Below are 7,668 nucleotides of genomic sequence, written 5' to 3' on the forward strand. Positions count from 1 at the left end.
CGGCTGGCTGCGCGCCATCGTCCATAGCTTTCGCAGCCCTGCGGGGCAGCCGCCGCTGGCGGCGGAACAACACATTAGCGGTGGAGTGGCACGCTGGCAGCCCCGGTGGCCGGTCTACCATTGTTTCATAAAAGATTTTGAGCTCAAGGGCAGGGCAGGGCGGTGACACCGCCCCCCGCCTGCCGATACTGGAGAAATAAAGCATGAGCAACTGGTTAGTCGACAAACTGATCCCTTCGATCATGCGTTCCGAGGTGAAGAAGAGCTCGGTGCCTGAGGGCCTGTGGCACAAGTGCCCAGCCTGTGAGGCCGTGCTGTATCGTCCGGAGCTGGAAAAAACCCTGGATGTCTGCCCCAAGTGCAACCACCACATGCGCATCGGCGCACGTGCGCGCATCGATATCTTCCTGGATGCCGAAGGCCGTGCCGAACTGGGGGCCGACCTGGAGCCGGTCGACCGCCTGAAGTTCCGTGACGGCAAGAAGTACAAGGATCGCCTGGCCGGCGCCCAGAAGCAGACTGGCGAAAAAGACGCGCTCATCTCCATGAGCGGCACCCTGATGGGCATGCCGATCGTGGTCAGCGCTTTTGAGTTCTCGTTCATGGGCGGCTCCATGGGTGCCATTGTCGGCGAACGCTTCGTACGCGCGGCCAACTACGCCCTGGAACACCGTTGCCCAATGGTCTGCTTCTCTGCTTCGGGCGGTGCGCGCATGCAGGAAGCGCTGATCTCGCTGATGCAGATGGCCAAGACCTCGGCGGTGCTGGCGCGCCTGCGCGAAGAGGGCATCCCGTTCATCTCGGTGCTGACCGACCCGGTGTACGGCGGCGTTTCTGCCAGCCTGGCGATGCTCGGCGACGTTATCGTCGGTGAGCCTAAGGCCCTGATTGGCTTCGCCGGCCCACGCGTGATCGAGCAGACCGTACGCGAGAAGCTGCCAGAAGGCTTCCAGCGCAGCGAGTTCCTGCTGGAGCACGGTGCTATCGACCTGATCATCTCCCGTGGTGAACTACGCCCGCGTCTGGCCCGCCTGCTGGCACAGATGACCGGCCAGGAAACCCCGGAGCAAGCGCGTGAGGCGGCTGCTGTCGCGTGATGAAACAACGAACCCTGGGCGAATGGCTCGCCTACCTCGAGCAGTTGCATCCCTCGGCCATTGACATGGGCCTTGAGCGGTCGCAGAAGGTGCTTGCCCGGCTGGCGCTGGGCAAGCTGGCGCCACGTGTGGTGACGGTAACCGGCACCAATGGCAAGGGCTCGACCTGCGCATTCGTGGCCTCGCTGCTGCGTGCCCAGGGGCTCAAGGTCGGCGTCTACAGCTCGCCGCACCTGTTGCGCTACAACGAGCGGGTAGTGATCGATGGCCAAGAGGCCAGCGATGAGCGCCTGTGCGAAGCCTTTGCCGCCGTCGAGGCGGCGCGGGGCGATATTTCCCTGACCTACTTCGAAATGGGCACGCTGGCCGCGTTCTGGTTGTTCTACCAGTCGCAGCTGGATGCCGTAGTGCTGGAAGTGGGGCTTGGTGGCCGCCTGGACACCGTGAACGTGGTGGATGCCGACCTGGCGCTGGTGACCAGCATCGGCGTCGACCATGTCGATTACCTGGGCAATACCCGCGAGCAGGTAGCCTTCGAGAAAGCCGGGATCTTCCGCCCGGGCAAGCCGGCCCTGTGCGGCGACCTCGATCCGCCACAACCGTTGCTGGACAAGGCCGCCGAGCTGGCTGCGCCGCTGTTCCTGCGTGGTCGGGACTTTGATCTGGCCAGCACCGTGGCCGGCTGGAGCTGGCGCGGTACTGCGGCAGACGGCGCGCAAGTTGCGCTTTGTGACCTGCCACTGCTCGACCTGCCCATGGAAAACGCCACGCTGGCCCTGCAGGCGTACCTGCTGATGGGGCTGCCGTGGGATGCCGCGCAGGTGCGCCAGGCGCTGCTGGCTACCCGCATTACAGGCCGCCTTGATCGCCGCCTGGTGAACTGGCAGGGCAAGCGGGTGGAGCTGTTGCTGGATGTGGGGCATAACCCTCATGCAGCGGAGTACCTGGCCCGGCGCCTGACGGCCCGGCCGCCCAAGGGCCGTCGCCTGGTGGTGTTCGGGCTGCTCGCCGACAAGGACCTGGAAGGCGTGGTCGCGCCGCTGCAGGGCCTGGTCGACGACTGGGCCGTGGCGCCGCTGGATACCCCGCGCAGCCGCCCGGCTGCCGAGCTGGCCACAGCCTTGACGAACCTCGGCGCCGCGGTGAAGTCTTATGCCAGCGTCGACGCCGCCCTTGAAGGGCAATGTGCGCAGGCGACGGCGGATGATCAGGTCCTGCTGTTCGGTTCGTTTTTCTGTGTTGCCCAGGCGCTGGAGTGGCTGGAGCGGCACGCCCAGGAGGGTGGAGTAGATGGCAGTGCTGGATAAAGGGATGAAACAGCGCATGGTGGGTGCGCTGGTGCTGGTGGCGCTGGCGGTTATTTTCCTGCCGATGCTGTTCACCCGCGAGGACGAGATGCGCCAGGTGCACGTCGAGGCCCCGCAAGCACCGGCCATGCCAAGCCTGCCGGAAGTGAAGGTGGAGCCGGTCGCCGTGCCCGAGCCGCAGGCGATTGCGCAAGCGCCGGAGCAGCCAGCGGTGGTGGTCGACGAGTCCACTGCGCCGCCCGCCACGCCCAGTCAGCCCATTACGCCATCGCCGCAAACCCAGGCGCAGGTCCAGCCGGCCAAGCCACAGGCTGCTGCGCCTAAAGTGGAGTCGAAGCCAGTGGCCACCCCGGCACCTGCCGCAGCAGTGGCAAAGCCGGCTGCCCCTTCAAAAATCGACGTCAATGGCTTGCCTGTCAGTTGGTCCATCCAGTTGGCCAGCCTGTCCAATCGTGCCGGTGCCGAAAAGCTCCAGCAAACCCTGCGCAGCCAGGGCTACAACGCCTATATCCGCTCGGCGGGCGGAATGAATCGGGTGTATGTCGGGCCGCTGATCGAGCGCGCCGAGGCGGAGCGGACACGCGACGCCATCAACCGGCAGAACAGCCTCAAAGGCTTTGTGGTGCGTTTCCAGCCAGAGCGCAGCTGATAGCACGAGGGCGGCTTTGCCGGCCATCGCCGGCAAGCCAGCTCCAGAGAGTGCCTGGCAAATCACCCGGTCATGTTTTGTTCTATGAAAGGTGGCTTGCCGGCGATGAAGCCAACACCAATCCACCCGACATTCCGCTTACTCCCAGCCCGTCGCTCTGGTAAAATGCGCCGCCTCAAACGTCTGCAGGCAGCACCGTGGCATTTACCTTGGTTGATTGGGCGATCATCGCGATCATCGCCGTCTCCACACTGATCAGTCTCAAGCGCGGCTTCGTCAAGGAAGCCTTGTCGTTGCTCATCTGGATCGTTGCGGGTGCGGTTGCGTGGATGTTCGGCGGTTCGCTCTCGGTGTATCTTGAGAGCTATATCCAGACGCCATCCATGCGCGTCATCGCCGGCTGCGCCATTCTTTTCGTCGCCACCTTGCTGGTGGGGGCCATGGTCAACTTCCTTGTCGGCGAGCTGATCCGTGTGACCGGGCTGTCCGGCACCGATCGTTTCCTGGGCATGGCCTTTGGCGCTGCGCGCGGGGCCTTGCTGGTAGTGGTGGCCATAGGCCTGATCAGCCTGGGGCCTGTTCAACAAGACACCTGGTGGCAGGAATCACGCCTGATACCACAATTTCTCTTGGTCGCCGACTGGTCGAAAAACCTGATCCTGGGTTTTACCGGCCAATGGACGCCCAGTGGGTTGATCAGCGCTCCGGCTGATCTTCCGTTCAAGGAACAGTTGCTCGGGCCGTCCCGGCCCTGAGCGCTATTCACTCAAGTTTCGTCAAAGTAGGGGTTGCGTCGCATGTGTGGCATCGTCGGTATCGTCGGTAAGTCGAACGTCAATCAGGCGCTGTATGACGCGCTTACGGTCCTCCAGCACCGCGGCCAGGACGCTGCCGGTATCGTGACCAGCCATGACGGCCGGTTGTTCCTGCGCAAGGATAATGGCCTGGTGCGCGACGTCTTCCAGCAGCGCCATATGCAGCGCCTGGTGGGCAGCATGGGCATTGGCCACGTGCGTTATCCGACGGCAGGCAGCTCGACCTCGGCCGAGGCCCAGCCGTTCTACGTCAACTCGCCGTATGGCATCACCCTGGCCCACAACGGCAACCTGACCAACGTCGAGCAGTTGGCCAAAGAGATTTACGAGTCCGACCTGCGCCACGTCAACACCAACTCCGACTCGGAAGTGCTGCTGAACGTGTTCGCCCATGAGCTGGCGGTGCGTGGCAAGCTGCAACCGACCGAAGAGGACGTGTTCGCCGCTGTTTCCCACGTGCACAGCCGCTGCGTCGGCGGTTACGCCGTGGTGGCGATGGTCACTGGCTACGGCATCGTCGGTTTCCGCGATCCCCACGGTATCCGCCCGGTAGTGTTCGGCCAGCGTCACACCGACGAAGGCGTGGAATACATGATCGCCTCGGAAAGCGTGGCTCTGGACGTGCTCGGCTTTACCCTGATCCGCGACCTGGCGCCGGGCGAAGCGGTGTATATCACCGAAGAAGGCCAGCTGTTCACCAAGCAGTGCGCCGAATCGCCAAAACTGCAGCCGTGCATTTTCGAGCACGTCTACCTGGCCCGCCCAGACTCGATCATCGACGGTATTTCGGTGTACAAGGCCCGTCTGCGCATGGGGGAGAAGCTTGCCGACAAGATCATGCGCGAGCGCCCAGAGCATGATATCGACGTGGTCATCCCGATCCCGGACACCAGCCGCACTGCTGCGCTGGAACTGGCCAACCGGCTGGGCGTCAAGTTCCGCGAAGGCTTCGTCAAGAACCGCTACATCGGCCGTACCTTCATCATGCCCGGCCAGGCCGCGCGCAAGAAATCGGTACGCCAGAAGCTCAACGCCATCGAACTGGAATTCCGCGGCAAGAACGTGATGCTGGTGGACGACTCGATCGTGCGCGGCACCACCTGCAAGCAGATCATCCAGATGGCCCGTGAAGCCGGTGCCAAGAATGTCTACTTCTGTTCCGCAGCCCCTGCGGTGCGCTACCCCAACGTCTACGGCATCGACATGCCGAGTGTTCACGAACTGATCGCCCACAACCGTACCACCGAACAAGTGGCCGAGTTGATTGGTGCCGATTGGCTGATCTATCAGGACTTGCCAGACCTGATTGACTCGGTCGGTGGCGGCAAGATCAAGATCGATCACTTCGATTGCGCGGTGTTCAACGGTGAGTACGTCACCGGCGATATCGACGATGCCTACCTCGAGCGTATCGAGCAGGCCCGTAATGACCTGGCCAAGGTCAAGAACCAGGCCGTCAGCGCGATCATCGACCTCTACAACAACTGATTCAGGGAGCGACGGCATGACGGATCAATGGGATGCCGGGCGACTGGACAGCGACCTCGAGGGTGTCGGTTTCGACACCCTGGCGGTGCGCGCCGGTCAACACCGTACACCTGAGGGCGAGCACAGCGAAGCGCTGTTCCTGACCTCCAGCTACGTGTTCCGCACGGCCGCCGATGCGGCCGCGCGCTTTGCCGGTGAAACACCGGGCAACGTCTATTCGCGTTACACAAACCCGTCGGTGCGCGCCTTTGAGGGGCGCCTGGCGGCCATGGAAGGCGCCGAGCAGGCCGTGGGCACTTCCACCGGCATGGCGGCGATCCTGGCCGTGGTAATGTCGCTGTGCAGTGCCGGTGACCACGTGCTGGTATCGCAGAGCGTATTCGGCTCGACCATCAGCCTGTTCGAGAAGTACTTCAAGCGCTTTGGTGTGCAGGTGGACTACGTGCCGCTGGTCGACCTCGGTGGCTGGGAAAAGGCCATCAAGGCCAATACCAAGCTACTGATCGTCGAGTCGCCGTCCAACCCGCTGGCCGAGCTGGTCGATATCACCGCGCTCAGTGAAATCGCCCATGCCCGCGGTGCCATGCTGGTGGTGGACAACTGCTTCAGCACCCCTGCGTTGCAGCAGCCGCTGAAGCTGGGTGCCGACATCGTGTTCCACTCGGCCACCAAGTTCATCGACGGCCAGGGCCGCTGCATGGGTGGCGTGGTTGCCGGCCGTGCCGAACAGATGAAAGAAGTGGTGGGCTTCCTGCGCACCGCAGGCCCAACGCTCAGCCCGTTCAATGCCTGGATCTTCACCAAGGGCCTGGAAACCTTGCGCCTGCGCATGCGTGCGCACTGCGAAAGCGCCCAGGCCCTGGCCGAATGGCTGGAGCAGCAGGATGGCGTGGAGAAGGTGCACTACGCCGGCCTGCCCAGTCATCCGCAGCACGAGCTGGCCAAGCGCCAGATGAGTGGCTTTGGTGCGGTGGTCAGCTTCGAGGTCAAGGGCGGCAAAGAGGGCGCCTGGCGCTTTATCGACGCGACCCGGGTGATTTCCATCACCACCAACCTGGGTGACAGCAAGACCACCATCGCTCACCCGGCCACCACCTCCCACGGCCGCTTGTCGGCGCAGGAGCGTGAAGCCGCCGGTATCCGCGACAGCCTGATCCGCGTTGCCGTGGGCCTGGAAGATGTGGCCGACCTGCAGGCCGACCTTGCACGCGGGCTGGCCGCACTGTGATCGAAATCCGCGGCAGTACCCCGGGCCACAATGGCCGGGTAGCCTTGGTCACCGGTGCCGCGCGCGGCATCGGCCTGGGCATTGCCGCTTGGCTGGTCTGTGAAGGCTGGCAGGTGGTGCTGAGCGACCTCGACCGGCAGCGTGGCAGCAAAGTGGCCAAGGCCTTGGGCGACAACGCCTGGTTCATTACCATGGACGTTGCCGACGAGGCCCAGGTCAGTGCCGGGGTGTCTGAAGTGCTCGGGCAGTTTGGTCGGCTGGACGCGCTGGTGTGCAATGCGGCCATCGCCAATCCGCACAACCAGACGCTGGAAAGCCTGAGCCTGGCGCAATGGAACCGGGTGCTGGCGGTCAACCTCAATGGCCCGATGCTGCTGGCCAAGCATTGTGCGCCGTACCTGCGTGCGCACAACGGGGCGATCGTCAACCTTACCTCCACCCGGGCGCGGCAGTCCGAGCCCGATACGGAGGCCTACGCGGCGAGCAAGGGCGGCCTGGTGGCCTTGACCCATGCCCTGGCCATGAGCCTGGGCCCGGAGATTCGTGTCAATGCGGTAAGCCCGGGCTGGATCGATGCCCGTGACCCGTCGCAGCGCCGCGCCGAGCCGTTGACCGACGCCGATCATGCCCAGCACCCGACGGGCAGGGTGGGCACCGTGGAAGATGTGGCGGCCATGGTTGCCTGGCTGTTGTCGCGCCAGGCGGCGTTTGTCACTGGCCAGGAGTTTGTGGTCGACGGCGGCATGACCCGCAAGATGATCTACACCTGAACATTCTGCTTATCATTTACGGGCCTCTTCGCGGGTGAACCCGCTCCCACAGGTACAGCGCAGTGCTAAAGACCTGTGCCGTACCTGTGGGAGCGGGTTTACCCGCGAAGGGGCCCGTACAGGCAAGCACACTATTTTGCCCTTTTTGAAAAAAATTCAATGGGGCTATTGACTTAGCTTCGCCATCTGCGTAAATTTCGCGGCCTCAGCGAAGCAAACGCAACAAGCAACATCGCGAGGGTGATTAGCTCAGCCGGGAGAGCATCTGCCTTACAAGCAGAGGGTCGGCGGTTCGATCCCGTCATCACCCACCA

7 protein-coding genes and 1 tRNA gene are annotated in these 7,668 nt (G+C 63.6%); all 8 read left to right on the forward strand.

Going from position 1 to position 7,668, the window contains the following annotated elements; all coding sequences use genetic code 11:
- The first annotated feature begins 203 nt into the window (after positions 1 to 203).
- Positions 204 to 1,097: an acetyl-CoA carboxylase, carboxyltransferase subunit beta gene (accD, locus tag AC07XM_RS25700; protein ID WP_016485522.1), complete on the forward strand. Its 894-nt coding sequence runs from the start codon at positions 204 to 206 to the stop codon at positions 1,095 to 1,097.
- Positions 1,097 to 2,404, forward strand: coding sequence for a bifunctional tetrahydrofolate synthase/dihydrofolate synthase (gene folC, locus AC07XM_RS25705; RefSeq protein WP_060519100.1), 1,308 nt, complete (start codon positions 1,097 to 1,099; stop codon positions 2,402 to 2,404). The genes accD and folC overlap by 1 nt, the downstream gene beginning before the upstream one ends.
- Entirely contained in the window at positions 2,388 to 3,053 is a 666-nt protein-coding gene (locus AC07XM_RS25710) for an SPOR domain-containing protein (protein ID WP_060519099.1), read from the forward strand. Before folC ends, AC07XM_RS25710 begins: the two co-directional genes overlap by 17 nt.
- 197 nt (positions 3,054 to 3,250) lie before the next feature.
- Positions 3,251 to 3,808: a CvpA family protein gene (locus AC07XM_RS25715; RefSeq protein ID WP_016485525.1), complete on the forward strand. Its 558-nt coding sequence runs from the start codon at positions 3,251 to 3,253 to the stop codon at positions 3,806 to 3,808.
- 42 nt (positions 3,809 to 3,850) lie between these two features.
- Positions 3,851 to 5,356 (forward strand): amidophosphoribosyltransferase, encoded by a 1,506-nt coding sequence (gene purF / locus AC07XM_RS25720; RefSeq protein WP_016485526.1) that lies wholly within the window; start codon positions 3,851 to 3,853, stop codon positions 5,354 to 5,356.
- A 16-nt stretch (positions 5,357 to 5,372) separates the two neighbouring features.
- Positions 5,373 to 6,584, forward strand: a complete 1,212-nt coding sequence (locus AC07XM_RS25725; RefSeq protein ID WP_016485527.1) for an O-succinylhomoserine sulfhydrylase — start codon at positions 5,373 to 5,375, stop codon at positions 6,582 to 6,584.
- Complete coding sequence (locus tag AC07XM_RS25730; protein WP_016485528.1) at positions 6,581 to 7,354, forward strand: SDR family oxidoreductase; 774 nt, start codon at positions 6,581 to 6,583, stop codon at positions 7,352 to 7,354. The genes AC07XM_RS25725 and AC07XM_RS25730 overlap by 4 nt, the downstream gene beginning before the upstream one ends.
- 238 nt (positions 7,355 to 7,592) lie before the next feature.
- Positions 7,593 to 7,668, forward strand: a tRNA-Val gene (locus AC07XM_RS25735).

Source organism: Pseudomonas sp. GW460-LB5 (genome assembly GCF_059423245.1).